This window comes from Pseudonocardia sp. HH130630-07 (genome assembly GCF_001698125.1).
GTDB lineage: Bacteria > Actinomycetota > Actinomycetes > Mycobacteriales > Pseudonocardiaceae > Pseudonocardia.
In genome coordinates, this window is the sequence record NZ_CP013854.1 from 5,977,633 (window position 1) to 6,001,834 (window position 24,202).

Annotated in this window: 22 protein-coding genes and 1 pseudogene; 6 read left to right on the plus strand and 17 right to left on the minus strand. The window is 74.9% G+C overall.

Going from position 1 to position 24,202, the window contains the following annotated elements; translation table 11 throughout:
- Positions 1-47 precede the first annotated feature (47 nt).
- From coaBC to pyrR, 10 genes and pseudogenes are all read right to left on the minus strand, one after another.
- A complete protein-coding gene (gene coaBC, locus AFB00_RS28185) occupies positions 48-1,271 on the minus strand; it encodes a bifunctional phosphopantothenoylcysteine decarboxylase/phosphopantothenate--cysteine ligase CoaBC (protein ID WP_197519690.1) in 1,224 nt (407 codons plus the stop codon).
- Positions 1,272-1,280: 9 nt separating this feature from the next.
- Positions 1,281-1,547 (minus strand): DNA-directed RNA polymerase subunit omega, encoded by a 267-nt coding sequence (gene rpoZ, locus AFB00_RS28190; protein ID WP_068799693.1) that lies wholly within the window; start codon positions 1,545-1,547, stop codon positions 1,281-1,283.
- Positions 1,548-1,595: 48 nt separating this feature from the next.
- Positions 1,596-2,216, minus strand: a complete 621-nt coding sequence (gmk, locus tag AFB00_RS28195; protein ID WP_068799694.1) for a guanylate kinase — start codon at positions 2,214-2,216, stop codon at positions 1,596-1,598.
- Positions 2,217-2,229: 13 nt separating this feature from the next.
- The gene (gene mihF / locus AFB00_RS28200; RefSeq protein WP_068799695.1) at positions 2,230-2,544 is read right to left on the minus strand and encodes an integration host factor, actinobacterial type; all 315 of its coding nucleotides are present in this window, start codon (positions 2,542-2,544) and stop codon (positions 2,230-2,232) included.
- Between the two features lie 419 nt (positions 2,545-2,963).
- Complete coding sequence (gene pyrF / locus AFB00_RS28205) at positions 2,964-3,836, minus strand: orotidine-5'-phosphate decarboxylase (protein WP_068799696.1); 873 nt, start codon at positions 3,834-3,836, stop codon at positions 2,964-2,966.
- Positions 3,833-7,138: a carbamoyl-phosphate synthase large subunit gene (gene carB / locus AFB00_RS28210; RefSeq protein WP_068799697.1), complete on the minus strand. Its 3,306-nt coding sequence runs from the start codon at positions 7,136-7,138 to the stop codon at positions 3,833-3,835. The genes pyrF and carB overlap by 4 nt, the downstream gene beginning before the upstream one ends.
- A gap of 635 nt (positions 7,139-7,773) precedes the next feature.
- Positions 7,774-8,880, minus strand: a pseudogene (gene carA / locus AFB00_RS35225) (glutamine-hydrolyzing carbamoyl-phosphate synthase small subunit); the annotation flags it as partial.
- Complete coding sequence (locus tag AFB00_RS28220; protein WP_068799698.1) at positions 8,877-10,169, minus strand: dihydroorotase; 1,293 nt, start codon at positions 10,167-10,169, stop codon at positions 8,877-8,879. The pseudogene carA and the gene AFB00_RS28220, both read right to left, overlap by 4 nt.
- A gap of 11 nt (positions 10,170-10,180) precedes the next feature.
- Positions 10,181-11,125 carry an aspartate carbamoyltransferase catalytic subunit gene (locus AFB00_RS28225; protein WP_068799699.1) on the minus strand — a complete coding sequence of 315 codons (945 nt, stop codon included), beginning with the start codon at positions 11,123-11,125 and terminating at the stop codon, positions 10,181-10,183.
- A complete protein-coding gene (gene pyrR, locus AFB00_RS28230; RefSeq protein ID WP_068799700.1) occupies positions 11,122-11,712 on the minus strand; it encodes a bifunctional pyr operon transcriptional regulator/uracil phosphoribosyltransferase PyrR in 591 nt (196 codons plus the stop codon). The genes AFB00_RS28225 and pyrR overlap by 4 nt, the downstream gene beginning before the upstream one ends.
- 543 nt (positions 11,713-12,255) lie before the next feature.
- Here pyrR and bldD point away from each other — a divergent pair.
- A complete protein-coding gene (bldD, locus tag AFB00_RS28235) occupies positions 12,256-12,747 on the plus strand; it encodes a transcriptional regulator BldD (RefSeq protein ID WP_068799701.1) in 492 nt (163 codons plus the stop codon).
- 490 nt (positions 12,748-13,237) lie between these two features.
- On the opposite strand, the gene nusB is transcribed toward bldD, so the two are convergent.
- Together nusB and efp are read right to left on the minus strand one after the other, a co-directional pair.
- Positions 13,238-13,657: a transcription antitermination factor NusB gene (nusB, locus tag AFB00_RS28240; RefSeq protein ID WP_068799702.1), complete on the minus strand. Its 420-nt coding sequence runs from the start codon at positions 13,655-13,657 to the stop codon at positions 13,238-13,240.
- A gap of 1 nt (position 13,658) precedes the next feature.
- Positions 13,659-14,219, minus strand: coding sequence for an elongation factor P (gene efp / locus AFB00_RS28245; RefSeq protein WP_068799703.1), 561 nt, complete (start codon positions 14,217-14,219; stop codon positions 13,659-13,661).
- A gap of 343 nt (positions 14,220-14,562) precedes the next feature.
- Here efp and AFB00_RS28250 point away from each other — a divergent pair, with 343 nt between their 5' ends.
- Genes AFB00_RS28250 through AFB00_RS28260 form a run of 3 tightly spaced genes read left to right on the plus strand, consistent with a single transcriptional unit; the run spans position 14,563 to position 18,058 of the window.
- On the plus strand, positions 14,563-15,228 hold the full coding sequence (locus AFB00_RS28250; RefSeq protein WP_068799704.1) for a response regulator: 666 nt from the start codon (positions 14,563-14,565) through the stop codon (positions 15,226-15,228).
- Positions 15,215-17,287, plus strand: coding sequence for a sensor histidine kinase (locus AFB00_RS28255; protein WP_068799705.1), 2,073 nt, complete (start codon positions 15,215-15,217; stop codon positions 17,285-17,287). Before AFB00_RS28250 ends, AFB00_RS28255 begins: the two co-directional genes overlap by 14 nt.
- Positions 17,288-17,320: 33 nt before the next feature.
- Positions 17,321-18,058: a CPBP family intramembrane glutamic endopeptidase gene (locus AFB00_RS28260; RefSeq protein WP_083275890.1), complete on the plus strand. Its 738-nt coding sequence runs from the start codon at positions 17,321-17,323 to the stop codon at positions 18,056-18,058.
- A 15-nt stretch (positions 18,059-18,073) separates the two neighbouring features.
- Here AFB00_RS28260 and AFB00_RS28265 read toward each other — a convergent pair whose 3' ends face one another.
- Positions 18,074-19,153 (minus strand): M24 family metallopeptidase, encoded by a 1,080-nt coding sequence (locus AFB00_RS28265; RefSeq protein WP_068799706.1) that lies wholly within the window; start codon positions 19,151-19,153, stop codon positions 18,074-18,076.
- A gap of 31 nt (positions 19,154-19,184) precedes the next feature.
- Here AFB00_RS28265 and AFB00_RS28270 point away from each other — a divergent pair, with 31 nt between their 5' ends.
- Positions 19,185-19,904 carry an MBL fold metallo-hydrolase gene (locus AFB00_RS28270; RefSeq protein ID WP_068799707.1) on the plus strand — a complete coding sequence of 240 codons (720 nt, stop codon included), beginning with the start codon at positions 19,185-19,187 and terminating at the stop codon, positions 19,902-19,904.
- Complete coding sequence (locus AFB00_RS28275) at positions 19,901-20,416, plus strand: hypothetical protein (protein ID WP_068799708.1); 516 nt, start codon at positions 19,901-19,903, stop codon at positions 20,414-20,416. The genes AFB00_RS28270 and AFB00_RS28275 overlap by 4 nt, the downstream gene beginning before the upstream one ends.
- A 52-nt stretch (positions 20,417-20,468) precedes the next feature.
- Here the strand turns inward: AFB00_RS28275 and aroB are convergent, their stop codons facing one another.
- The 4 genes from aroB to AFB00_RS28295 are packed head-to-tail and all read right to left on the minus strand — an operon-like array spanning position 20,469 to position 24,175.
- On the minus strand, positions 20,469-21,590 hold the full coding sequence (gene aroB / locus AFB00_RS28280; RefSeq protein ID WP_068799709.1) for a 3-dehydroquinate synthase: 1,122 nt from the start codon (positions 21,588-21,590) through the stop codon (positions 20,469-20,471).
- Positions 21,587-22,294, minus strand: coding sequence for a shikimate kinase (locus AFB00_RS28285; RefSeq protein ID WP_068799710.1), 708 nt, complete (start codon positions 22,292-22,294; stop codon positions 21,587-21,589). Before AFB00_RS28285 ends, aroB begins: the two co-directional genes overlap by 4 nt.
- Entirely contained in the window at positions 22,291-23,493 is a 1,203-nt protein-coding gene (aroC, locus tag AFB00_RS28290) for a chorismate synthase (RefSeq protein ID WP_068800763.1), read from the minus strand. The genes AFB00_RS28285 and aroC overlap by 4 nt, the downstream gene beginning before the upstream one ends.
- Before the next feature lie 37 nt (positions 23,494-23,530).
- A complete protein-coding gene (locus tag AFB00_RS28295) occupies positions 23,531-24,175 on the minus strand; it encodes a prepilin peptidase (RefSeq protein WP_068799711.1) in 645 nt (214 codons plus the stop codon).
- Between the last annotated feature and the right edge of the window lie 27 nt (positions 24,176-24,202).

Sequence of the window (24,202 nt, forward strand, 5' to 3'; positions counted from 1 at the left end):
GGCGGATCCCCGGACACCGGGCCGATCGCCCGGGGTCCGCTGCGCGGTCAGGGCAGGCGCGGCGTGACCGCGTCCCAGATCCGGGAGGCCAGCAGGGCCTTGGATCCCATGGGGAGTTCCTCCTCGCCGCCGTCACGGGCGAGCAGCCATCCGGCGTTGTCGAGGGTCCCGAACGCCTTGCCGTCACCGACCGCGTTCACCACGAGCAGGTCACAGCCCTTGCGGGCGAGCTTCGCGCGCCCGTGGTGCAGCACCCCGCCCTCGGAGTCCCCGGTCTCGGCGGCGAAACCGACGACCACCTGGCCGGGCCGGGGCGGGTCGTGCACGAGACCGGCGAGGATGTCCGGGTTCTGCTCCAGCCGCAGCGGCTCCGGTTCCGCACTGCCGCGCTTGATCTTGTCCGCGGCGGTGGCGACCGGCCGGAAGTCGGCGACGGCGGCCGCCATCACGACGACGTCCGCGTCCGTCGCCGCGCCCCGCACGGCCGCCTCCATCGCCGCGGCGGTCCCCGCCGGGACGAGATCGACACCGGCCGGGACCGTGAGGTCGGCGGTGTGCCCGGCGACCAGGGTGACCCGCGCGCCACGCTGCGCCGCGACCCGGGCGAGCGCCCAGCCCTGCCGCCCCGAGGAGCGGTTACCCAGGTAGCGGACCGGATCGAGGTTCTCCCGGGTGCCACCGGCGCTCACGACGACGTGCCGGCCCGCGAGATCGAGGGGCAGCGCGTCGGGGCGCTCCAGCAGCAGCCGGGCCACGTCGAAGATCTCGGCCGGGTCGGGCAGCCGGCCCTTGCCGGTGTCGGCACCGGTGAGACGCCCGGACGCCGGTTCCAGCACGACCGTGCCCCTGGCCCGGAGCAGGGCGACGTTGTCCCGGGTCGCCGGGTGCTCCCACATCTCGGTGTGCATCGCGGGCGCGAGCAGGACCGGGCAGCGCGCGGTGAGCAGCGCGGCGGTCAGCAGGTCGTCGGAGCGGCCGTGGGCCAGGCGGGCCATCAGGTCCGCGGTCGCCGGGGCCACGACGACGAGATCGGCCCGGCGCCCGAGTGCCACGTGCGGCACCTCGTGCGCGTCGGAGAACACCCCGGTGGCGACCGGACGGCCGGACAACGCCTCGAAGGTGGCCGCGCCCACGAACTCCAGCGCGGCCTCGGTGGGGACCACCCGGACCGCGTGGCCCGACTCGGTCAGCCGGCGCAGCAGCTCGGCACTCTTGTAGGCGGCGATACCGCCGGCGACGCCGAGCAGGACCTCCGGGACCGTCTCGGCCATCGGTGGGACCTACTCGCCCTCGGTGTGCTCGAGCACGCCGGCCTGGATCTCACGCATGGCGATCGAGAGCGGCTTCTCGCGCGGACCCGGCTCGACGAGCGGGCCGACGTACTCCAGCAGGCCCTCGCCGAGCTGGGAGTAGTAGTCGTTGATCTGCCGGGCGCGCTTGGCCGCGTAGATGACCAGCGCGTACTTCGAGCTGACCTGGCCGAGCAGGTCGTCGATCGGCGGGTTGGTGATGCCCTCGGGGGCGGTGGTGGCGATGGGGGTGCTCAAGTACTCACTCCAGAAGCAAGGATCGGGGGACCGCGGAGGCCCGGCGGTTCACACCGCGTCGCGGTCGACCGCCAATGCTACCAACCGTGCGATCACGGCCTGCAGGTCGTCGTTGACCACGACCTGGTCGAACTCGCCGCGGGCGTCCATCTCCTCGATGGCGGTCCGCAGCCGGCGCTGCCGTTGTTCCGGGGTGTCGGTGCCCCGGTCGGTCAACCGGCGCGCCAGCTCCTCCATCGAGGGCGGCGCGACGAACACGGTGACGGCCTCCGGCAGGACCCGCTTCACCGAGCGCGCCCCCTGCAGGTCCACCTCGACGAGCACCGGCCGCCCGGCGGCCAGGCCCTCCTCGACGTAGGCCCGCGGCGTGCCGGAGCGCTGCAGCCCGCCGTGCACCTCGGCCCACTCGAGCAGGTCACCGCGCTCGATCAGCGCGTCGAACCGCTCGGCGGAGACGAAGTGGTAGTCCCGGCCGTCCAGCTCACCCGGCCGGGCCGGCCGGGTGGTCGCGGACACGCTGAACAGCAGCTCCGGCAACGCCTCGCGCAGACCCGCGACCACGCTGCTCTTCCCCACCCCGGACGGGCCGGCCAGCACGAGCAGACGCCCGCGGCCGGGACGGCCGGACCGGCCGGCGGTCGCCGGGGCGTCGGAGGAGGTGTCGGTCACGGGATCCGCCGGGTCAGCTCGGGTAGCGCTCGAGCAGGGCCTTGCGCTGGCGGTCGCCGAGACCGCGCAGCCGGCGGCTGCTCGCGATCTCGAGCTCCTCCATGATCTGCTGCGCGCGGACCTTGCCCACGTTCGGCAGGGCCTCGAGGAGCGCGGACACCTTCATCTTGCCGAGCACCTCGTCGGTCTCGGCCTTCTTGAGCACCTCCTCCAGGGTGGTGCCACCGCGCTTCAGGCGGTCCTTCAGCTCGGCCCGAGCCTTGCGCGCGGCCGCAGCTTTCTCCAGCGCGGCGGCGCGCTGTTCCTCGGTCAGCTGGGGAAGGGCCACGGTGTTCCTCCGTACGTCCGTGTCGTGCAACGCCGTGCAGCATGTCGTGCACCGTCGTTCTCGTCGCCGCCCGCGGGGGACGGCGACCGGGCGGTGCTGTGACGCACCGACCCGTCCGGGGGATGTCCCCGGAGCCGAATCGAACGTACCCACGCCCTCCACAGCCACGTCAATGGGGGTCCCACCTCCGGATTCGCCATCGCGAAGGTGATCATGGGCACGATCGGCGTGCCGGGACGCCGGGCACCGCCCGGCTCCCCCGGACGTCGGGTCGGCGCATCGTCGGCCACGAGGTACCGCCCGGCGTGCCGTCGGCTGCGCCGGACAGCCCACCGGGTGCGCCCAATCTCACCCGGGCGCGCCGCGTACGCACCCGGGCCGGCGGCACCGGCGGGCGCCGCCGGTCCGGGTGGCGCGGATCAGTGCGAGCCGGCGCTCGCCGAGGTCAGCTCCTCCCCCAGCGCCCGCGCCGCGTCCCGCAACGCGCCGGCGTCGGGCCCGGCCCGCAGCACCGAGCGCGCGGCCACCGGGAGCACCGGGCCCGCGGTGCCGGCGAACCGGGAGACGACGTCGGCCGGGCTGGCACCCTGCGCCCCGAGCCCCGGCACCAGCACCGGGCCGTACAGCCCGGACAGGTCCAGTCCGTGGTCGCGGGTCCCGCCGACCACGACGCCGACGTCACCACACGGCTGCGGGCCGCCCGGATCGGTCTCGGCGCCGCAGGCACCGGCACCGGCGTTGCGGGCCGCGGCGGCGTCGACCACCGACTGGGCCAGCGTCCCGCCGCCCGGCACGGTGGCCAGCTGCACCGGCGCCCCCTCCGGGTTCGACGTCCTGGCCAGCACGAACACCCCGCGTCCGGCCTCGCCGGCCGCGACGAACGCCGGTTCCAGCGCCTCGAACCCGAGGTAGGGCGACAGCGTCACCGCGTCCGCACCGAGCGGGGCACCGACCCGGAGGTAGGCGTCGGCGTAGCCGTCCATCGTGGAGCCGATGTCACCCCGCTTGGCGTCGAGCAGGCTCAGTGTCGGGGTCTCGGCGAGGTCGTCCAGCAACCGCTCCAGGACCGCGACACCGGCTGCCCCGTGCCGTTCGAAGAACGCCGACTGCGGCTTCACGACGGCCACGGCACCGGCGAGCCCGGCGACGCAGGTGTCGGCGAACCCGGCCAGGCCGTCCGCGTCGTCGGTGAGCCCCCACCGGGCCAGCAACGCCGGGTGCGGGTCGATGCCGACGCAGAGCGACCCGTAGGTGGCGACGGCCTCCACCAGGCGCTTGCCGAAGTCGGTCACGAGCGTTCCTCCGCGGCCCGCAGCTCGGCGTGTGCCTGCTGCAGCGACCGGACGCCGAGACCGCCGGAGGCGAGTGCCTCGATCCCCTGGACCGCGGCCGCGGCCCCCTGCACGGTCGTCACGCACGGGACACCGCGGGAGACCGCGGCCGCCCGGATCTCGTAGCCGTCGACCCGCGGGCCGGGGTTGCCGACCGGCGTGTTGACGATGAGATCGACCGAGCCGGCGAGGATCTCGTCGACGATCGTGGGCGTGTCCGGCCCGGAGCCCATCGAGTGCTTGCGCGCCGGGGTCACGTCGATCCCGTTGCGGCGCAGCACCTCTGCCGTGCCCTCGGTGGCGAGGATCTCGAACCCGATGTCCGCGAGACGCCGGATCGGGAACACCATCGCGCGCTTGTCCCGGTCGGCGATCGACACGAAGACCCGGCCGGAGGTCGGCAGCGAGCCGTACGCGGCTGCCTGCGACTTGGCGAACGCCCGGCCGAAGGCGGAGTCGAAGCCCATGACCTCACCGGTGGACTTCATCTCCGGGCCGAGCAGCGGGTCGACGCCCTGACCGGCGGTGTTGCGGAACCGGTTGAACGGCAGCACCGCCTCCTTGACCGCGACCGGCGAGTCCGCGGGCAGCTGCCCGCCGTCCCCGGTCGCGGGGAGCACGCCCTCGGCGCGCAGCTCGGCGATGGTGGTGCCGAGCATGATCCGGGCCGCGGCCTTGGCCAGCGGCACCGACGTCGCCTTCGAGACGAACGGCACCGTCCGCGACGCCCGCGGGTTGGCCTCCAGCACGTAGAGCACGTCGCCGTGCAGCGCGTACTGCACGTTGAGCAGGCCGCGGACACCGACGCCGTGCGCGATCGCCGTCGTCGCCTCCCGGACCTTCTCCAGCACCGAGGAGCCGAGCGTGATCGGCGGCAGCGTGCAGGAGGAGTCACCGGAGTGCACCCCGGCCTCCTCGATGTGCTCCATCACACCACCGAGGTAGACCTGCTCGCCGTCGCACAGGGCGTCGACGTCGATCTCGATCGCGTCGTCGAGGAACTTGTCGACGAGCACCGGGCGGTCCGGGGAGATCGTCGTCGCCCTGGCGATGTACCCGGCGAGGGTGGCGTCGTCGTAGACGATCTCCATCCCCCGCCCGCCCAGCACGTAGGACGGCCGCACCAGCACCGGGTAGCCGATCCGCTCGGCGATCTCCCGGGCACCGGAGAAGCTGGTGGCGGTGCCGAACGCCGGAGCGGGCAGCCCGGCCTTGCCCAGCACCTCACCGAACGCGCCGCGGTCCTCGGCCAGGTCGATCGCCGCCGCCGAGGTGCCGACGACCGGCACGCCGGCGTCGGTCAGCTTCTGCGCCAGCCCCAGCGGGGTCTGGCCACCGAGCTGCACGATGACCCCGGCGACCGTGCCCGAGACCTGCTCGGCGTGCACGACCTCGAGGACGTCCTCGAAGGTCAGCGGCTCGAAGTAGAGACGGTCGGCGGTGTCGTAGTCGGTGGAGACCGTCTCCGGGTTGCAGTTGACCATCACGGTCTCGAACCCGGCGTCGCGCAGTGCCATGACGGCGTGCACGCAGGAGTAGTCGAACTCGATGCCCTGCCCGATCCGGTTCGGGCCGGACCCGAGGATGAGCACCTTCGGCTTCTCGGTCTGCGGGGCGATCTCCGACTCGGCCGCCGGGTCGGTCTCGTAGGCCGAGTAGTGGTACGGCGTCTTCGCGGCGAACTCGGCGGCGCAGGTGTCGACGGTCTTGTAGACCGGCCGGATGCCGAGCCGGTGGCGCAACGACCGGACCCCGTCCTCACCGGCGAACTCCGGCCGGACGGCGGCGAGCTGGCGGTCGGACAGGCCGTAGCGCTTCGCCCGGCGCAGCAGGTCGGCGTCGAGCACCGGTGCCGCCTCCAGCTCGGCCCGGATCTCACCGAGCAGCGCGATCTGGTCGACGAACCACGGGTCGACGCCGGAGGTCTTGGCGACGTCGTCGACCGACTGTCCCGAGCGCAGTGCGCGCTCCAGCTCGTAGATGCGCCCGTCGACCGGGGTCGCGTAGTCCGGCTCGCCGGACGGGTCCGGCGTGGTCCAGAAACCGGCCTGGTCGCGCTCCATCGAGCGCAGCGCCTTGCCCAGCGCCTCGGGGAACGAGCGCCCCAGCGCCATCGCCTCGCCGACCGACTTCATGGTCGTCGTCAGTTCCGGGTCGGCGCCGGGGAACTTCTCGAACGCGAACCGCGGGATCTTGACCGCGACGTAGTCCAGCGTCGGCTCGAACGCGGCGAGGGTCTCGCCGGTGATGTCGTTGCGGATCTCGTCGAGGCTGTAGCCGACGGCGAGCCGGGCGGCGATCTTCGCGATCGGGAAGCCGGTGGCCTTCGACGCCAGCGCCGAGGACCGGGAGACCCGCGGGTTCATCTCGATCACGACCAGGCGGCCGGTCTCGGGGTGGATCGCGAACTGGATGTTGCAGCCACCGGTCTCGACGCCGACCGCGCGCAGCACGGCGATGCCGACGTCGCGCATGTGCTGGTACTCGCGGTCGGTGAGGGTCATCGCCGGGGCGACGGTGATCGAGTCCCCGGTGTGCACGCCCATCGGGTCGAGGTTCTCGATGGAGCAGATGACGACCACGTTGTCGTGGTGGTCGCGCATCAGCTCGAGCTCGTACTCCTTCCAGCCGAGCACCGACTCCTCGATGAGGACCTCGGTTACCGGGCTGGCCGCGAGCCCGGCACCGGCCAGGCGCTCCAGCTCCTCGGCGGAGTGGGCCAGGCCCGAGCCGAGCCCGCCCATGGTGAACGACGGCCGGATGACGACCGGCAGGCCCAGCTCGGCGGTGGCCTCCCGGACCTCCTCCATGGAGTGGCAGACCTTCGAGCGCGGGACGTCGCCGCCGATCCCGGTGACGATGTCCTTGAACTTCAGCCGGTCCTCGCCGCGCTGGATGGCGTCGACGTCGGCCCCGATGAGCTCGACGCCGTAGCGCTCCAGGACACCGTTGTCGTGCAGGGCGATCGCGGTGTTCAGCGCGGTCTGGCCGCCCAGGGTGGCCAGGATCGCGTCCGGGCGCTCGGCGGCGATGACCTTCTCGACGAACTCCGGGGTGATCGGCTCGACGTAGGTGGCGTCGGCGAACTCCGGGTCGGTCATGATCGTCGCCGGGTTGGAGTTCACCAGGGAGACCCGGATGCCCTCGGCCTGCAGCACCCGGCAGGCCTGGGTCCCGGAGTAGTCGAACTCGCAGGCCTGGCCGATGACGATCGGCCCGGAGCCGATCACCATGACGTGGTTGATGTCGTCGCGGCGGGGCATCAGTGGTCCTCCTGCCGGGCCTGGTCGGACGTGCTGGTGGTGTCCTGGTCGGACGGGTCGGACGGGTCGGACGGGTCGGCCGAACCGGCCGGAGGTGGTGGCCACGGCCGGTCGGTGACCGGGCCGGACCGGCCCGTCACCGGGTCGGCGCCCTCGGGGGTCTCCGCGGCGGCGGGTTCACCGTCGCGGCGCAGGGAGTCCTCCACGTCGGAGAACGGCGCCGTCAGCGGGTCCGGCGACCCGGTCCGCCCGACGACGGGCAGCCGGCCGGTGGCCGGCTCGGTCCCGGCGGACGGCGTGACCGGCAGCCGGGTGGTGTGCTCGCCGGTGTCCGGCGTCTGGTGCGGCCCCTCCGGGCTGCCGGGCTCGATCGGCCCCGCCTGCGTGGCACCGGTCTCCGGGCGCCCGGGGTCCAGCCGGACCGACGGACCGGCGGTCGCCGACGGCGCCGCGTCCGGCGCCGGGCGGGTGGTGGCCTCGGGGGCGTCCCGCTCCGCGGGCGCCGGGCCCGGCGCCGGTGCGGCGGCGAGCTCCGCCGCCTCCTCGGGCAGCACCTCCACCTCGGGGTACGGCACCGGCTCGACGCCCTCGGGCCGCTGCCCGGCGACGCCGGCGTAGCCGACCGGATGGTCGGCCATGAGCTGCACGAACCGGTCGAACAGGTCCGCGGCGTCGTGCGGGCCGGCCGCCGCCTCGGGGTGGTACTGCACCGAGAACGCCGGGAAGTCGATCCCGGCCATGCCCTCGACGCAGCCGTCGTTCGGGCAGGTGTGGGTGATCCGGGCCCGGCCGTACGGGGTGTCGAACTCCTCGCCCGCCTCGCCCGCCACGGCGAAGCCGTGGTTCTGCGAGGTGATCGCGACCCGGCCGGTGGCGTGCTCGACGACCGGGATGTTGATCCCGCGGTGGCCGTAGCGCAGCTTGTAGGTGTCGCGCCCGAGCGCGCGGCCCAGGATCTGGTTGCCGAAGCAGATCCCGAACAGCGGGATGCGGCGCTGGAGCACCTCCCGGGCGAGCGCGACGGGCCCGTCCGCGGTCGCCGGGTCACCGGGCCCGTTGGCGAGGAAGAACCCGTCCGGGCTGAGCGCCTCGATGGTCTCGATCGTGCTCGACGCGGGCAGCACGTGCACCTCGATGCCGCGCGCCGCCATCATCCGCGGGGTGTTGAACTTGATGCCGACGTCGAGCGCGGCCACCACGAACCGCTTCTCCCCCACCGCGGGGACCACGTAGGGCTCGGCCGTCGTGACGGCGCCGTACAGGTCGGCGCCCTCCATCTGCGGGCTCTTCTGCACCCGCTCGACCAGCTCGGCGTCCGGGGCCAGCGCGTCGCCGGAGAAGATCCCGGCGCGCATCGCACCCCGCTCACGCAGGTGCCGGACGGCGGCGCGGGTGTCGATCCCCGAGAGGCCGACGACGCCCTGCCCGCGCAGCGCGTCCTCCAGGGACCCGGTGGAGCGCCAGTTCGACGCCCGCCGGGCGGGGTCGCGGACGACGTAACCGGCGACCTGGATGCCGGAGGACTCGTCGTCGTCGTCGTTCCAGCCGGTGTTGCCGATCTGCGGTGCGGTCGCCACCACGATCTGGCGGTGGTACGACGGATCGGTCAGGGTCTCCTGGTAACCGGTCATCCCGGTGGTGAAGACGGCCTCGCCGAGTGTCTCCCCGGTGGCGCCGAAGGCCTCCCCGCGGAAGATCCGCCCGTCCTCCAGTACCAGGACCGCGGTCATGGTCGTGCTCATCTGAGAACCTTCCCGTCCTGCGCCGTGATCCGGCCACGCAGAATCGTCGCGACCACCGCTCCGGGCAGCCGCATTCCCTCGTACGGCGTGTTCGCCGCCTTGCTCGCCAGGTTCGCCCCCCGGACCGTCCACACCGCGTCCGGGTCGACCAGCGCGAACGTGGCCGGTTCCCCCTCCGCGACCGGACGGCCCTGGTCGGGCAGTCTCCCGATCTCCGCGGGGCGCTCGGAGAGCACCCGCGCGACACCGTGCCAGTCCAGCAGGCCCGGCTCCACCATGGTCTCGACCAGCACCGACAGCGCGGTCTGCAGGCCGAGCATGCCCGGCTTCGCGGCCTGCCACTCGGTGTCCTTGTACTGCGACGCGTGCGGGGCGTGGTCGGTCGCGACGACGTCGATCACGCCCTCGGCCAGTGCCTCCCGCATCGCCCGGGTGTCCTCCGCGGTGCGCAGCGGCGGGTTCACCTTGTTGACCGGGTCGTACCCGGACAGCCGGCTGTCGGTCAGCAGCAGGTGGTGCGGGGTGACCTCGGCGGACACCTGCACGCCCTGGGCCTTCGCCGCGCGCAGCACGTCGATGGTGCGGGCGGTGGAGATGTGGCACACGTGCAGCCGGGCGTTCGCCTCGCGGGCCAGCGCGCAGTCCCGGGCGACGATCGTCTCCTCGGCCGTGGCGGGCCAGCCGGCCAGGCCGAGCCGCGCGGCGACCGCACCCTCGTGGGCCTGGGCCCCGCCGGTGAGGCGGTGGTCCTCGGCGTGCTGGGCGATCACGACACCGAGCGCGGAGGCGTACTCCAGGGCGCGGCGCATGATCAGCGGGTCGTTCACGCAGCGGCCGTCGTCGGAGAACATCCGGACCCCGGCCCGCGAGTCGGCCATGGTGCCCAGCTCGGCGAGCTGGGTCCCGCCCAGGCCGACGGTGACCGCGCCGACCGGGTGGACGTCGACCAGGCCGATCTCGGCGCCGCGGCGGTGCACGTGCTCGACGACGACGTCGGAGTCGGCCACCGGGTCGGTGTTCGGCATCGCGAACACCGCGGTGAACCCGCCGAGCGCGGCGGCGCGGCTGCCCGTCTCGATCGTCTCGGACTCCTCGCCGCCCGGCTCGCGCAGGTGGACGTGCAGGTCCACCAGGCCCGGCAGCAGGACCGCACCCTTCGCGTCGAGGACCTCGACGCCGTCGGGGGCGGTCAGCCCGGTCCCGATCGTGGCCACGACGCCGTCGGTGACGAGCACGTCGACCGGGTCCTCGCCGTAGGGCCGGGCGTTGGTGATCAGCAGGTCGGCCATGCTCTCTCGATTCACTCCGAAGCTCCGGCGAGCAGGTGGTAGAGGACCGCCATCCGGACGTGCACGCCGGTGCGGACCTGCTGCAGCACCGCCGCGGACGGTGCGTCGGCGACGGCGGGCGCGATCTCCATGCCGCGGATCATCGGGCCGGGGTGCAGGACGACGGCGTCGTCGCGCAGCAGCCTCGCCCGGTCCTCGGACAGGCCGTAGCGGACCGAGTACTCCCGCGCGGAGGGGAAGAAGCCGCCGTGCATGCGCTCGGCCTGCACCCGCAGCATCATGACCGCGTCCACCGAGGGCAGCTCGGCGTCCAGGGTGTGCGAGACCCGGCACGGCCAGGACTCGACGCCCACCGGCAGCAGCGTCGGCGGCGCGACCAGCACCACCTCGGCACCGAGGGTCGCGAGCAGCTGCACGTTCGACCGCGCGACCCGCGAGTGCAGGACGTCACCGACGATCGCGATCCGGCGCCCGGCGATGGTGCCGAGCCGGTCGCGCAGGGTGGCCGCGTCCAGCAGCGCCTGGGTGGGGTGCTCGTGGGTCCCGTCACCGGCGTTGACGATCGCCGTCGGCGTCCCGGTCACGTCGCGCTGGGCGTCCACCCAGTGCGCCAGCCGGTGTGCCGCGCCGGAGGCCGGGTGCCGGACGACCACGCAGTCGGCCCCCATCGACGACAGTGTGAGCGCGGTGTCGCGCAGCGACTCGCCCTTGGCCGCCGACGAGCCGGAGGCCGAGACGTTCACCGTGTCGGCGCTCATCCACTTGCCGGCGATCTCGAACGAGACCCGGGTGCGCGTGGAGTTCTCGTAGAACATCGTGATGACCGTCCGCCCGCGCAGCGTGGGCAGCTTGCGGACCTCGCGGCCCAGCAGCGCCTGGCGCAGCCGGTCGGCCGTGTCGAGCAGCGCCGTGGCCTCGCCGGCGTCGAGGTCGGCGACCGAGAGCAGGTGCCTCACGCGGACTCCCCCCGACCGACCCACACGCCGTCGCTGCCGTCGATCTCGGTGAGCGAGAGCAGGATCTGCTCCGACCGGGAGGTCGGGACGTTCTTGCCGACGTAGTCCGCCCGGATCGGCAGCTCGCGGTGCCCGCGGTCGACGAGCACGGCCAGCTGCACGATCCGCGGCCGCCCCTCGTCGCGCAGGGCGTCCAGCGCGGCACGGGTGGTGCGGCCCGACATCAGGACGTCGTCGACGAGCACGACCAGCTTGTCGTCCACGCCGCCCTCGGGCATGGCGGTCGACTCCAGCGCACGGGCCGGGCCGCGGCGCAGGTCGTCGCGGTAGAGGGTGGCGTCCACCGAGCCGACGGCCGGGGCGACGCCCGCGAAGTCGGTGATGGCGGCGGCCAGCCGGTGCGCGAGATGGACCCCGCGGGTCGGGACGCCGAGCAGGACGAGGTCGTCCGGCCGGTCGGTGCCGAACGCGGTCTTCTCGATGATCTGGTGCGCGATGCGCGCGACGGTGCGGGTCACGTCGGCCGCCGAGAGCAGCTCTCGCCCAGGATCCTGGGCTCCGACGTCCCCGCGGCGGTTCAGCGCCACGAGAGGGACTCCTTCCCCGCCTCACCGGACGGGCTTTAAAGGACGATGGTGCGCGACCAACCTAGCAATCGCGGTGCCCCGGCGGCGGCCCGGGCGCATCGCGTCACACGTGAGCGATCACCCGTCGGAGATCACGGTCCGGTGACGATCAGCGATGAGCGACCGGCTTCGGGGCCGGGACCCACGAGACCCGGTTCCGCGGCGCCCCACCCACAGGGGCACCGTGCACCGGGGCCCGTTCACACCCTGCGCTACCGCAGACGAGGGACGATCACTGCCCCGTTCGTGTGGGAAACCGCTCGTCAACCCCCCGAGCAGGGGGTCGAGCTTGACCGCGCCGGACCGGACCCGGAGGATTACTCTCCGTATCAACGAGGGAACGTGCCGGCCTGCCGCGGTGCACGCGACGGCCGTGAGCCGGACGACGCCGGAGCGGCCGCCCCGATCGGGGACCACCCACAGGGGCGACCTACCTCACCGCCCACCGGGTCACCACCGGTGAGCGGCGGGGGCGTCGCACGGACCGGAGGAACGAGGGGATCGATGGGCGACTACGCCAAGGCGCTCGGGGGCAAGCTCCGGGCGATCAGACAGCAGCAGGGGCTGTCGCTGCACGGCGTCGAGCAGAAGTCGGGTGGCCGCTGGAAGGCGGTCGTCGTCGGCTCCTACGAGCGCGGCGACCGGGCGGTCACCGTGCAGAAGCTGGCGGAACTCGCCGACTTCTACGGCGTGCCCGTGGCGGAACTGCTCCCCGAGGGGCGCATCCCGTCCGGCAGCGAGCCCGCCACCAAGATCGTGATCAATCTGGAGCGGCTGCAACAGCTCCCGGCGGACAAGGTGGGCCCGCTGGCCCGCTACGCCGCGGCCATCCAGAGCCAGCGCGGTGACTACAACGGCAAGGTGCTGTCCATCCGCGCCGAGGACCTGCGCTCACTCGCGATCATCTACGACATGTCCCCCGGCGAGCTGACCGACCAGCTCATCGAGTGGGGTGTGCTCCCGCCCGAGGCGAGGCCCGGGCAGCCGGTGGCATGATGGCCTGCGCCGGACGCGTCCCAGGGGAAGGGTGATGCGGTCGGCGCCCACTGTCGGCGGCGGCCGGCGATCTGCACAGTCTCCCGGCCGCCGCCGGCCCGAACCGACATCCGTCGGCCGGGCGTCCCGGCCCGCGTCCTGAACGCCGGGCCGCGGTCCGGGTCGAGCGGCGGGCGTCCCTCCGCAACGGGGACAGGGGCCGGTGGGACCCCCTCGATCCCACCGATCCCCCTCTGACGGTCGGCCCGGCACCCGGTCCACCCGCCCCGCTGCGCTGCGGGGCCGCCAGCGTGAGCCGCCATCCGGGCCGGACGATCACCACCGTCACGGACGCCGTCATCGTCGCGTCCTCACGCCGTCCTCGTGCCGTCCTGCGCCATCACGCTCGGACCCGTGCGGCGCCGCGTCCCTGGTCAGCGTGGTGCGGACACGACGGAGCCCCCACCGACGTGTCGTCGGAGGGGGCTCCGTGGAGATGTACGGGGCGGGGTCAGAGCGTGGCGCGCAGGTGCTCCGCGATGTCCGAGATCTGGCCCAGCACGCCGTTGACGTAGCGCGGCGAGTCGTCGGTGGACAGCGTGCGCGCGAGCTCCACGGCCTCGGTGATCGCCACCGGGTCGTCGACGTCGTCCACCCACAGCAGCTCGTAGACACCGATCCGGAGCAGGCCACGGTCCACCGCGGGCATGCGGTCGACGTCCCAGCCCTCGGCGTGCTCGGCGAGGAGCTGGTCGATCCGCTCCCGGTGGGTGGCGACGCCCTCGACCAGCCGGGCCGCGTAGTCCTGCACCGGCGGCGCGTCGTCGGTCTCCCGGCGCGCGACGAGGACGTCCAGCGGCGCCTCGCCGCGGGCCTCGGACTCGAACAGGATGTCCAGAGCCCGCTTGCGGGCCTTGGTGCGTGCGCGCACGTCAGCTCACGCGGCCGAGGTACCGGCCGTCCCGGGTGTCGACCTTGACCTTGGTGCCGCTCTCCAGGAACAGCGGCACCTGGATCTCGGCGCCGGTCTCCAGCGTCGCGGGCTTGGTGCCGCCGGTGGAGCGGTCGCCCTGCAGGCCGGGGTCGGTGTGGTCGATGACCAGCTCGACCGAGGTCGGCAGCTCGATGAACAGCGGCTCGCCCTCGTGCAGCGACACCTGCGCCCCGGCGTTCTCCAGCAGGTAGCGGGCGGCGTCGCCGACCGCCTTCTCCGAGATCGGGATCTGCTCGAAGGTGTCGCCGTCCATGAAGACGAAGTCGCTGCCGTCGCGGTACAGGTAGGTCATGTCGCGCCGGTCGACGGTCGCGGTCTCGACCTTGGTGCCCGCGTTGAAGGTCTTGTCGACGACCTTGCCGGACATCACGTTCTTCAGGGTGGTGCGCACGAAGGCGCCACCCTTACCGGGCTTGACGTGCTGGAACGCCGTCACGGCCCACAGCTGGCCCTCGAGGTTCAGCACCAGGCCGTTCTTCAGGTCGTTCGTGGTCGCCACGTGCGCGCTCTCCTGATCAGGTGGTCGGTGTCGCTGGTCGGCACCGGGATCCCGGCCCGCGCGGACGGCGGCCGGAACGGGCTCGCCGGATCGCGGGGGACCCGCCGGTGCATCGGGCACACCCTCCCGCGCGGGCGGTGCGCACCTGCTCGCACAGGGTACCGGCACGCGGTCGACCTGCCCGTTCCGGGCCACCTGCGAGGACGGCCCCGCAGGCCGCCGGTGCCGGCCCCGGAGCGACCCGCGCCGGTGCCGAGATGCGCGTGAGCGGGCTCCGGGAGCGATCCCGGCCCGCTGTGCTGCATCTCGGCGCGGCGAGCCGCGGGCCTGCGAGGATGGCCACATGACGGTGCGGGTGGTGGTGGCCGACGACCAGGCGGTGGTGCGTGCCGGGCTGCGGACGGTGCTGGCGGCCGCACCCGACATCGAGGTCGTCGGCGAGGCCTCCGACGGCTCCGCCGCGGCGGAGCTCGCCGAGGACCTGCGCCCGGACGTCGTCCTGATGGACGTGCGGATGCCCGGTACCGACGGCATCGAGGGGACCCGGCGGATCCGGGCGCTGCGGGATCCGGGCGTCCGGGTGCTGGTGGTGACCACGTTCGACCTGGACCGGCACGTCTACGACGCGCTGCGGGCCGGGGCGTCGGGCTTCGTCCTCAAGGACGTCGAGCCGGAGGACCTGCAGGTCGCGGTCCGGACGGTGCACGCGGGCCACGACCTGTTCGCGCCGTCGGTGACCAGGCGGCTGGTCGGGTCGTTCGTCCCGGCCGACCCGGGGCCGGACACCGGACCGGCCGGCGGGCTGACCGAGCGCGAGCGTGAGGTGCTCGCACTCGTCGCGACCGGCCTGTCGAACGCCGAGATCGCCGACCGGCTGGTCCTCGGCGGCACCACGGTGAAGACGCACGTGTCGAATCTGCTGACCAAGCTGGACCTGCGCGACCGGGTGCAGCTGGTGGTGTTCGCCTACGAGCACGGCCTGGTGGGACCGGCCGGTGACACCGGCTGAGGCGGGCCGCCCGGCGCAGGTGCCGGGGACGCGGGCCGGGGACGCGGCGCTGGCGTCGGTGATCCTGTTCATCGCGCTGGTGGAGTTCCTCTCCGCCCGGCCCGGTGGGGTCCCGATCCTGCCCGCCCTGCTGTCCGGCACCGCCGCGGTGGTCGCCGGGACCGCCGGGGCGCTCGGGCAGGCCGGCGCCGTCCTGCTGCGCCGGTACCGGCCCCGGCAGGCGTTCGCGCTGGCCGGGGTCGTCTCCGTGCTGCTCTACGTCGCGGCGGCCGTGCCCCCCACCTACGTCTGGCCGGTCGTCGCGTTCGCCGTGGCCCGGGCACCCGGACGGGCGCTGCTCCCGCTGCTGGCGGGCTGGCTGGCGCTGGTCGCCGGGTTCGCCGCGGCCGGTGCCGGAGTGTTCGGGGACCCGGCGACGGCACTCGGCGCCGCGGTCGGTGGCGGCGGGGTGCTGGGCGTGATGATCCTCGCCGGCGCGCTCGCGGGCCGCTACACCCGGGCCGCGGCCGAGCGCGCCGAGCGGCAGCGGACGGCCGGTGAGCAGGCCCGCCGGGCCGCCGCGCTGCACGCCGAGCGGGCCCGGATCGCCGAGGAGATCGGCAGCGGCGTGCTGGCCGGGCTCGGCCGGCTGGTGGAGCTGACCCGGCGCTGGGCGCCCGCCGGGCCGGGCGCCACGGCCCCCGCCGCCACCGAGGCGGAACTGCGAGACGTCCGGGACCGGGCACGGTCGGTGCTCGCCGCGATGCGGCGGGTGCTCGGCGTCCTGCGTTCGTCCGAGCCCCAGGAGCATCCGCCGGCGCCGGGCCCCGGCGGCGGACCGGCCCGCCGCCGGCCGGTGCTGCCGCTGCCGGACCGGGCCGGGCTGGTCGTGCAGGCCGCCGTCATCCTGGTCGCCCTGCCGCTGGCCGCGGTCACGGTGCCACCCGGTCTCGACCCGGCGCTCGCCGCGCCGCTGCGGGCCATGGCGCTGCCCCTCGACTCCCCGCTCGGTCTGCTGACCGTCGCCACCCAGTTCGTGCTCGTCGCCTGGTGGCGGACCGCACCCGCCCCGGCGCTCGTACTGGCGTGCGTGGCCAGCGTCGTCTCGGCCGGGCTGGGGGCCACCAACCTGGTCGCGGACTGTTCCTGGCTGGTGCTGCTCTGGGGTGCCGCCGCGTACGCGCCGCCGTGGCGGTCCGCGGTGGCGATCGTGGTCTCGACGGCGGTCTGGGTGGGCGGCGGCGTCGTCTTCGGGTACGCGTACGCCGCCGGTGGCCCCGGCGGGCTGGTACTGGCCGGCCTCGGCTCCGTCCCGGTGTGGATCGCGGGGGTGCTCGTGCGGCGGCACCGCCGGGAGACCGAGCGCCGGCACCGGGAACGGGCCGCGGCGGGAGACCGGGAGGCGGTCGCCCGCGAGCGGCTGCGGGTCGCCAGGGACCTGCACGACGTCGTCGCCCACCACGTCAGTGCGATCGCCGTGCAAGCCGGCGCGGCCCGGATGGTCGCCGATCCCGCGGCCCGGGCCGATGCCGTCGCGCACGTCGTCGAGTCGGGCCGGCGGGTCGCCGAGGCGCTGCCGGAGCTGGCCGGGCTGACCCCGGACCCGCACGGGATCGTGCTCGACGACACCGGGCTGGGCGCGGTCGTCGGGCCGTCGCGGGAGGCCGGGCTCCCGGTCGCGGTCAGCGTCGACGGCGAGCCGGTCGCCCCCGACGGCGACGCCGACCTGTTCGCCCAGCGCATCGTCACCGAGTCGCTGACCAACACACTCCGGCACGCGGGCCCCTCACCGACCCGGGTGCGGATCGTGCACCGGCCGGAGGACATCCTGGTCGAGGTGACCGACCGCGGCCCCGTCCCCGGGCACCGGGGCGACCGGCACGGCTCCGGCCTGGGGCTGGTCGGGATGCGCGAGCGGGTCGAGCTGCTCGGCGGATCACTGGACGCCGGCCCCGGCGGTGACGGCGGCTGGACCGTGCGCGCGGTCCTGCCGCGGACGCCGCTCCTCCGCGCGGACGAGGTCGGCGCGGCCCCGATCTCGTCCTCCGCGCCGATCCGGACCGACCCGTCGGATCCCTAGCCTCGTCCCGGGAGACGACGGGGGCGGTGGGCGATGACGGGGACGACGGACACGACCGGGACGGCGACGAGGGGTGCCGTCCCGGTACCGGGGGCGGGCCGGGCCGGCGGGCCGTCCGTCGGCTGGACCGAGCTGCTGGTCGCGATCCCGCTCTACCTGCTGCTCAGCGGGGCGTCGGGGATCGTGCTGTACGTCGTCGGCGGCGGCGACGTGCTCGGCTCCGCCGTGCCGGTGCTGGCCCTGGGCGGCGCCTGCACGCTGCTGACGGCCTGCGCGGTGCTCGCGCTGCGCGTGCGGTGGCTGCCCGCTGCCGGCCTGCGCCGCACGACGACCGGCTGGGTGCTCGCCGGTGTCGCGGCCGGGCTGCTGACCCGGGTGGTCGCGGCCGGCATCGGCTGGGGCTACCAGCAGCTCACCGGGGACACCTCGAACCCGCAGGCGTTCATCGGCACGTCGCTCGCGGGCGGCGATCTCGTGACGCTCGGCGGGGTCATGCTGGCCGGGGCGCTGCTCGTGCCGTTCGCCGAGGAGCTGCTGTTCCGCGGGATCGGCTACGGCGCGCTGCGCCGGTACGGGGCACGGGTGGCCGTCCCGGCCGCCGCGGCCCTGTTCGCTCTCGCACACGGCCTGAACATCGTGCTGGCGGTCGCCTTCGTGCTCGGTGTCGTGTGCGCGCTGCTCTACGAGCGCAGCCGGTCGATCTGGCCGGCGGTCGTCACGCACGCCGTGTTCAACGCGTCGGGGTTCCTGCTGGCGGCGCTGCTGTCGTAGTACGCCGGTCGTGGATCAGATCTCGACCAGCTCGCGGGGCAGTGTCGTGAGCGGCACCGCCGGCCCGCCGGCGACGACGTGCAGGGTGTCCTCGATCCGCACCCCGCCGCGACCCTCCAGGTAGACCCCCGGCTCGACGGTGACGACCTGGCCGGTCGCGATCCGCCCGGTACCCGCCCGCGACAGCCACGGCGGCTCGTGGACCGCCAGGCCGATTCCGTGCCCGAGGCCGTGCGGGAACTCCGCACCGTGCCCGGCCCGCTCGATCACCCCGCGGGCGGCGGCGTCCACCTCGGCGGTCCCGGCCCCGTCGGCGAGCGCGGCCCGCCCGGCGGCCGCCGCGGTGTCGACCAGCGCGTGCAGCTCGCGCTGCCAGTCCGCGGCCGGACCCAGGCAGAACGTGCGGGTGGTGTCGGAGTGGTAGCCGTCCAGCTCCGCCCCGAAGTCGATCTTCACGAGGTCACCGCGGCGCAGCTCGGCGGGGCCGGGGCGGTGGTGCGGGATCGCCGAGTGCGCCCCGGCGGCGAGGATCGTCTCGAACCCCGGTCCGGCCGCGCCGAGCCGCCGCATCCGGTCCTCCAGGTCCGTCGCGACCGCCCGCTCGGTCCGCCCGGGGGCGAGTCCCCCCGCGGCGAGCAGGTCGAGCAGGGCGGTGTCGGCCAGTTCGCAGGCAGCACGGACCGCGGCGACCTCGGCGTCGTCCTTCACCGCGCGCAGCGCCGCCACCAGCCCCGGTGCCCGGCGCAGCCGGCGGCCGGGGACGGCGTCGCGGACGGCGGCTAGCCCGTCCACGGTCAGGGTGGCCGAGTCGTAGCCCAGCACCCGCCCGGCCGGGACCCGGGCGGCGGCGGCCGGCGCACTCGGCCGGTCGACGAGCACCTCCAGGTCCGGGCACTGCTCGGCGGCCTGGATCCGGTAGCGCCCGTCGGTGCACAGCAGGTCGCCGGCCGGTTCGGCGGCGACGACCGCGGCGGCGTTCGAGCCGGTGAACCCCGTGAGGTAGCGGACGTCGAGCAGGTCGGTGACCAGCACCGCGTCCAGGCCGGCGGTGTGCAGGTGGGCGCGGAGCGCCGCGCGGCGGTCGGTGTGGCCCATGCGCCCGACCCTATGTCCTAGGGTGCGCCGCATGGGCCTGTACTTCCGCCAGCTGCTCTCCGGCCAGGACTATGCCGTCGGCGACCCGGTGGCCACGCAGATGGTCAACTTCTCCTACCTGATCGGCGACACGGAGACGCGTGAGGCGGTCGTCGTCGACCCGGCCTACTCCCCCGGCGAGCTGCTCGCCACCCTCGACGCGGACGGCATGCGCCTGACCGGCGTGCTCGCCACCCACCACCATCCCGACCACGTCGGCGGTTCGATGATGGGCTTCGACCTCGTCGGGGTGGCGGACCTGCTCGGCACCCACCCGGTGCCGATCCACGTGCAGCACCCGGAGGCCGACTACGTGACCCGGGTGACCGGCCTGTCCGCCACCGACCTGACCCCGCACGACCACGACGACGTGCTCGAGGTCGGCGCCGTCGCGATCCGGTTGCTGCACACCCCCGGCCACACCCCGGGCAGCCAGTGCTTCCTGGTGCCGGACCCGGACGGCGGCGACAAGCTCGTGGCCGGCGACACGCTGTTCCTGCAGGGCTGCGGGCGCACCGACTTCCCCGGCGGGGACGCGGCGCAGATGTACCACTCGCTCCAGCAGCTCGCCGCGCTGAAGGGGAACCCCACCGTGTACCCCGGCCACCGCTACACCGACGCGGCGCACTCGCCGCTGGCCGACGTGCAGCGCACCAACACGGTCTACCGGGCCGGCTCGGCGGAGCAGTTCGTGGCTGCCTTCGGGGGATGACGCCGCGGGCGGTCGTCCTGGTCGAGGGGGCCAGTGACGCCGCGGCGATCGAGACCCTCGCCCGGCGCGGCGGCCGCCCCGTCGACGGCGTCGCGATCGTCGTCCTGCACGGCTACACCAACCTGGGCAGCGCGCTGCGGGCGCTGGCCCCGGCCGCACCCGCCCGGGTCACGGTACTCTGTGACGCCGGGGCCGAGGCCTGGGTCCGCCGGGCGCTGGGCGAGGACGGGCGCTGCCGGGTATGCCACACCGATCTCGAGGACGAGCTGATCCGCGCGCTCGGCGTCGAGCGGGTCCGGGAGATCGTGGCCGGCCAGGGAGAGCTGACCGGCCTGCAGATCCTCGAGCGCCAGCCCGCGCACCGCGACCGCAGCCCGGCCCAGCACCTGCACCGCTTCCTCGGCACCCGGTCCGGGCGCAAGGAGCGTTACGGCGCGCTGCTGGCCGCGGCGCTCGCCCCGGAGGCCGTCCCGGCGCCGCTGCGCGCCGTGCTCGACGACCTCGGGCTCTGACCGGACCGCCCGGCGCCCGACTCGGCTCGTCCGCCCGCTGCCGGGGCCGGACTCAGCCGCTGACGGCCGCGTAGGCGGCCTCCAGCAGCGCCGGTTCCGGCGCCTCCAGCCGCCCCGGCTCGGCGAGCCCGTCGAGCACGACGAAGCGCAGGGTGCCGGCACGGGACTTCTTGTCCCCGCGCATCGACTCGGTCAGCTCGTCGAGCACACCCGCCCGGTAGGAGGTCGGCAGGCCGACCAGCTCCAGCACCTCGCGGTGCAGGTCCGCGGTGGCGTCGTCGAGGCGGCCGGCGGCCCGGGCCAGCTCGGCGGCGAACACCAGACCGACCGACACCGCGTTGCCGTGGCGCCAGCGGTAGTCCTCGCGACGCTCGATGGCGTGGCCGAGGGTGTGGCCGTAGTTGAGGATCTCCCGCAGGTGCGACTCGCGCAGGTCGGCACCGACCACGTCGGCCTTCACCCGGATCGAGCGGCGCACCAGCTCCCCGAGCACCGGCCCGGCCGGGTCCAGCGCGGCGGTCGGATCGGCCCGGACCCGGTCCAGGATCACCGGGTCGGCGATGAAGCCCGCCTTCCACACCTCGGCCGAGCCGGCGACGAGCTCGGCGCGCGGCAGGGTCCGCAGGGTGTCGAGGTCGACGAGCACCGCGGACGGCTCGTGGAACGCCCCGACCAGGTTCTTCCCGGCCGCGGTGTTGATCCCGGTCTTCCCGCCGACGGCGGCGTCGACCATCGCCAGCAGCGTCGTCGGCACCTGGACCACGCCGATGCCGCGCATCCAGGTGGCGGCGACGAAGCCGGCGAGATCGGTGACCGCGCCCCCGCCGAGCCCCACGACGACGTCGGACCGGCTCAGTGCGGCGTCCGCGCACGCCTGCCAGCAGGTCGCCAGGGAGTCGAGCGACTTGCCGGCCTCGGCGTCGGCGACCTGCACGGTGCTCGCGGCGATCCCGGCGGCCCTCAGCTCGTCGCGGGCGGCCGCGGCCCGGTCGGCGAGCGTCGGCGGGTGGACGACGAGCGCGCGGCCCGCCCCGGTCCCGGCGACGGTCGCGGCGAGGCGCGACGACGTTCCGGCTCCGACCAGCACCGGGTACGGGCGCTCGGCCCGGACGTCGATCCGGACGGCGCCGTCGGCGCCGGGAGTGCCGGAGGTGTCGGGCAGGTCGGTGCTCATCGGGCCTCCACCCGGTCGTCGGTGCCGTCGGTGCCGTCGGTGGTGCCGTCGGACGGCCCGGACGCGGCTCCGAAGCCGGGGGTCGGCAGCGCCGCGTCCTGGCGCGGGGTGGGCCGGTCGTGCGGATCGGCGGCGTGCGGATCGGCGGCGGTGTCCGCGCCGGCCCCGCCGGGGAGCCCGAACTCGGCCAGCACCGCGGCGACGACCTGGTTCGGGCTGCGCCGCGCCGTCTGCACCTGCACCGTGGCGACCTCGGCGTAGAGCGGGGTCCGCTCGGCGAGCAGCGCGCGGAACGTCGCCCGCGGGTTCACCCCGGCGAGCAGCGGGCGCGCGGTCGACATCCCGGTGCGGCGCATGCCGTCGGCGAGGTCGACGTCGAGCGCGACGACCCGGTGACCGGTGAGCACGGCCCGGGTCTCCGCGGCGAGGACCGCACCCCCGCCGAGTGCGAGCACCCCGTGCCCGGCACGCAGCTGCTCGGCGACGACCTCCCGCTCCAGCGCCCGGAACGCAGGCTCGCCCTCCTGCACGAACATCTCCGAGATCGGCTTGCCGATCCGCTGCACGATCGCCGCGTCGGTGTCGGCGAAGGTGAGCCCGAGCCGATCGGCGAGCAGGGTGCCGATCGTCGACTTGCCCGAGCCGGGCGGGCCGACCAGCACCAGGTACGGGCGACCCTCGGCGTCCGGGCCGGGGCCGCTCACCGGTCCCCCGCCAGGTAGGCGGCGACGTTGCGCCGGGTCTCGGCGAGCGAGTCGCCGCCGAACTTCTCCAGCGCGGCGTTGGCCAGCACCAGCGCCACCATCGTCTCGACGACGACCCCGGCCCGCGGGACGGCACAGGCGTCCGACCGCTGGTGGATCGCCGTCGCCTCCTCGCCGGTGACGGTGTCCAGGGTCCGCAGCGCCCGGGGCACGGTGGAGATCGGCTTCATCGCGACCCGCACGCGGACCGGCTCGCCGTTGGTCATGCCGCCCTCGATGCCGCCCGCGCGGTTGCTGACCCGGGTGACCGGCACGGTGCCCGCAGGCCCCTCGCCCGGCGCACCGGCCGGGACCATCTCGTCGTGCGCGACGGAGCCACGGCGGTGCGCGGTGCGGAAGCCGTCCCCGATCTCGACGCCCTTCATGGCCTGGATACCCATCAGCGCCGACGCGAGCTGCGCGTCGAGCCGGCGGTCGGCCTGCACGTAGGTCCCGACGCCGACCGGCATCCCGTAGGCGATGACCTCGATGACCCCGCCGAGGGTGTCCCCCGCGTCGTGCGCGGCGTCGATCTCGGCGGCCATCCGGGCACCGGTCCCGTCGGTGAACGCCCGCACCGGGTTGGCGTCGATCCGGTCGAGGTCCTCGGGGCCGGGCAGCGGCTCGTCGTCGGGCGCGTCGACGGCACCGATCCCGACCACGTGCGACACGATCTTCACACCGAGCGCCTGGTCGAGGAACGCCTTCGCGACGGTGCCGAGCACCACGCGGGCCGCGGTCTCGCGGGCGCTGGCGCGCTCCAGCACGGGGCGGGCCTCGTCGAAGCCGTACTTGGTCATCCCGGCGAGATCGGCGTGGCCGGGACGCGGCCGGGTCAGCGGCGCGTTCCGGGCGCGGTGGGCGATCAGGTCCGGATCGACCGGATCGGCCGACATCACCGTCTCCCACTTGGGCCACTCGGTGTTGCCGACACGCACCGCCACCGGCCCGCCCTGGGTGACGCCGTGCCGGAGGCCGCCGATCACCTCGAGCTCGTCGGCCTCGAACGCCATCCGGGGGCTCCGGCCGTAGCCCAGCTTGCGGCGGGCCAGCTCGGCCTGCAGCTCCTTGGTGGTGACGCCGACTCCGGCGACCATGCCCTCGAGCACGCCCACCAGGGCCGGACCGTGGGACTCCCCGGCGGTGATCCATCGCAGCACGGCGCTCATTCTTCCACCCGGACTTCCGCGACCCCGGTCAGCCTCGGACCGCCGCACCGGCCCCGGCCGTCAGCAGCGCGGCGGCGAGCAGCACCGGGCCGTGCGGCAGCCCGTCGCCCCAGTGCGCCCGGCCGGTACCCGCCGCCCAGCCCGCCACGATCAGCGAGAACACCGCGGCCAGGCACGCCACCAGCACCGGCGCACCCCAGGCGGGACCCGTGACCGCCGCCCCGACCGGAACGGCCAGCTTCACGTCACCCGCTCCGAGTGAGCCGGGCACCAGGAGGTGGACCGTCGCGTACGCCCCGCCCAGCAGCACGGCCCCGACCAGGCCCCGCAGCACCGCGGCACCGCCGGCCGGGACCAGCGCGAGCACCACCAGGGGCAGGGCCGGAACGGTCAGCGCGTTCGGCAGCCGCCGGCGCAACAGGTCGGTCGCGGAGCCGGCGACACCGAGCCAGGCCAGCACCGCGAGCACCGGCGCCCACGCCGCGGCGACCACACCGTCTGCGACGAGCAGCGCGACGGCCGCCCACAGCGCGCCCAGGCCGGTCTCGCACCACCCCGTGGCGACCGGTGCCCCGCGCCGCAGGCGCGCGAGCCACCGCCGGGTGAGCGCGCCGGACAGCGCCCCGGCCACGGCGGCGGTGAGGACGACGGGGAGTGCGGCGAGGAGGTCCACGGATCGAGCCTGCCGCCTGCGGAGCCG

Coding starts and splice junctions, on each gene's coding strand:
- AFB00_RS28220 (WP_068799698.1), bottom strand. CDS start 10,169: ATGGCCGACCTGCTGATCACCAACGCCCGGCCCTACGGCGAGGACCCG.
- AFB00_RS28260 (WP_083275890.1), top strand. CDS start 17,321: ATGACGGGGACGACGGACACGACCGGGACGGCGACGAGGGGTGCCGTC.
- bldD (WP_068799701.1), top strand. CDS start 12,256: ATGGGCGACTACGCCAAGGCGCTCGGGGGCAAGCTCCGGGCGATCAGA.
- carB (WP_068799697.1), bottom strand. CDS start 7,138: ATGCCCCGCCGCGACGACATCAACCACGTCATGGTGATCGGCTCCGGG.
- AFB00_RS28250 (WP_068799704.1), top strand. CDS start 14,563: ATGACGGTGCGGGTGGTGGTGGCCGACGACCAGGCGGTGGTGCGTGCC.
- AFB00_RS28270 (WP_068799707.1), top strand. CDS start 19,185: ATGGGCCTGTACTTCCGCCAGCTGCTCTCCGGCCAGGACTATGCCGTC.
- AFB00_RS28275 (WP_068799708.1), top strand. CDS start 19,901: ATGACGCCGCGGGCGGTCGTCCTGGTCGAGGGGGCCAGTGACGCCGCG.
- AFB00_RS28265 (WP_068799706.1), bottom strand. CDS start 19,153: ATGGGCCACACCGACCGCCGCGCGGCGCTCCGCGCCCACCTGCACACC.
- aroB (WP_068799709.1), bottom strand. CDS start 21,590: ATGAGCACCGACCTGCCCGACACCTCCGGCACTCCCGGCGCCGACGGC.
- coaBC (WP_197519690.1), bottom strand. CDS start 1,271: ATGGCCGAGACGGTCCCGGAGGTCCTGCTCGGCGTCGCCGGCGGTATC.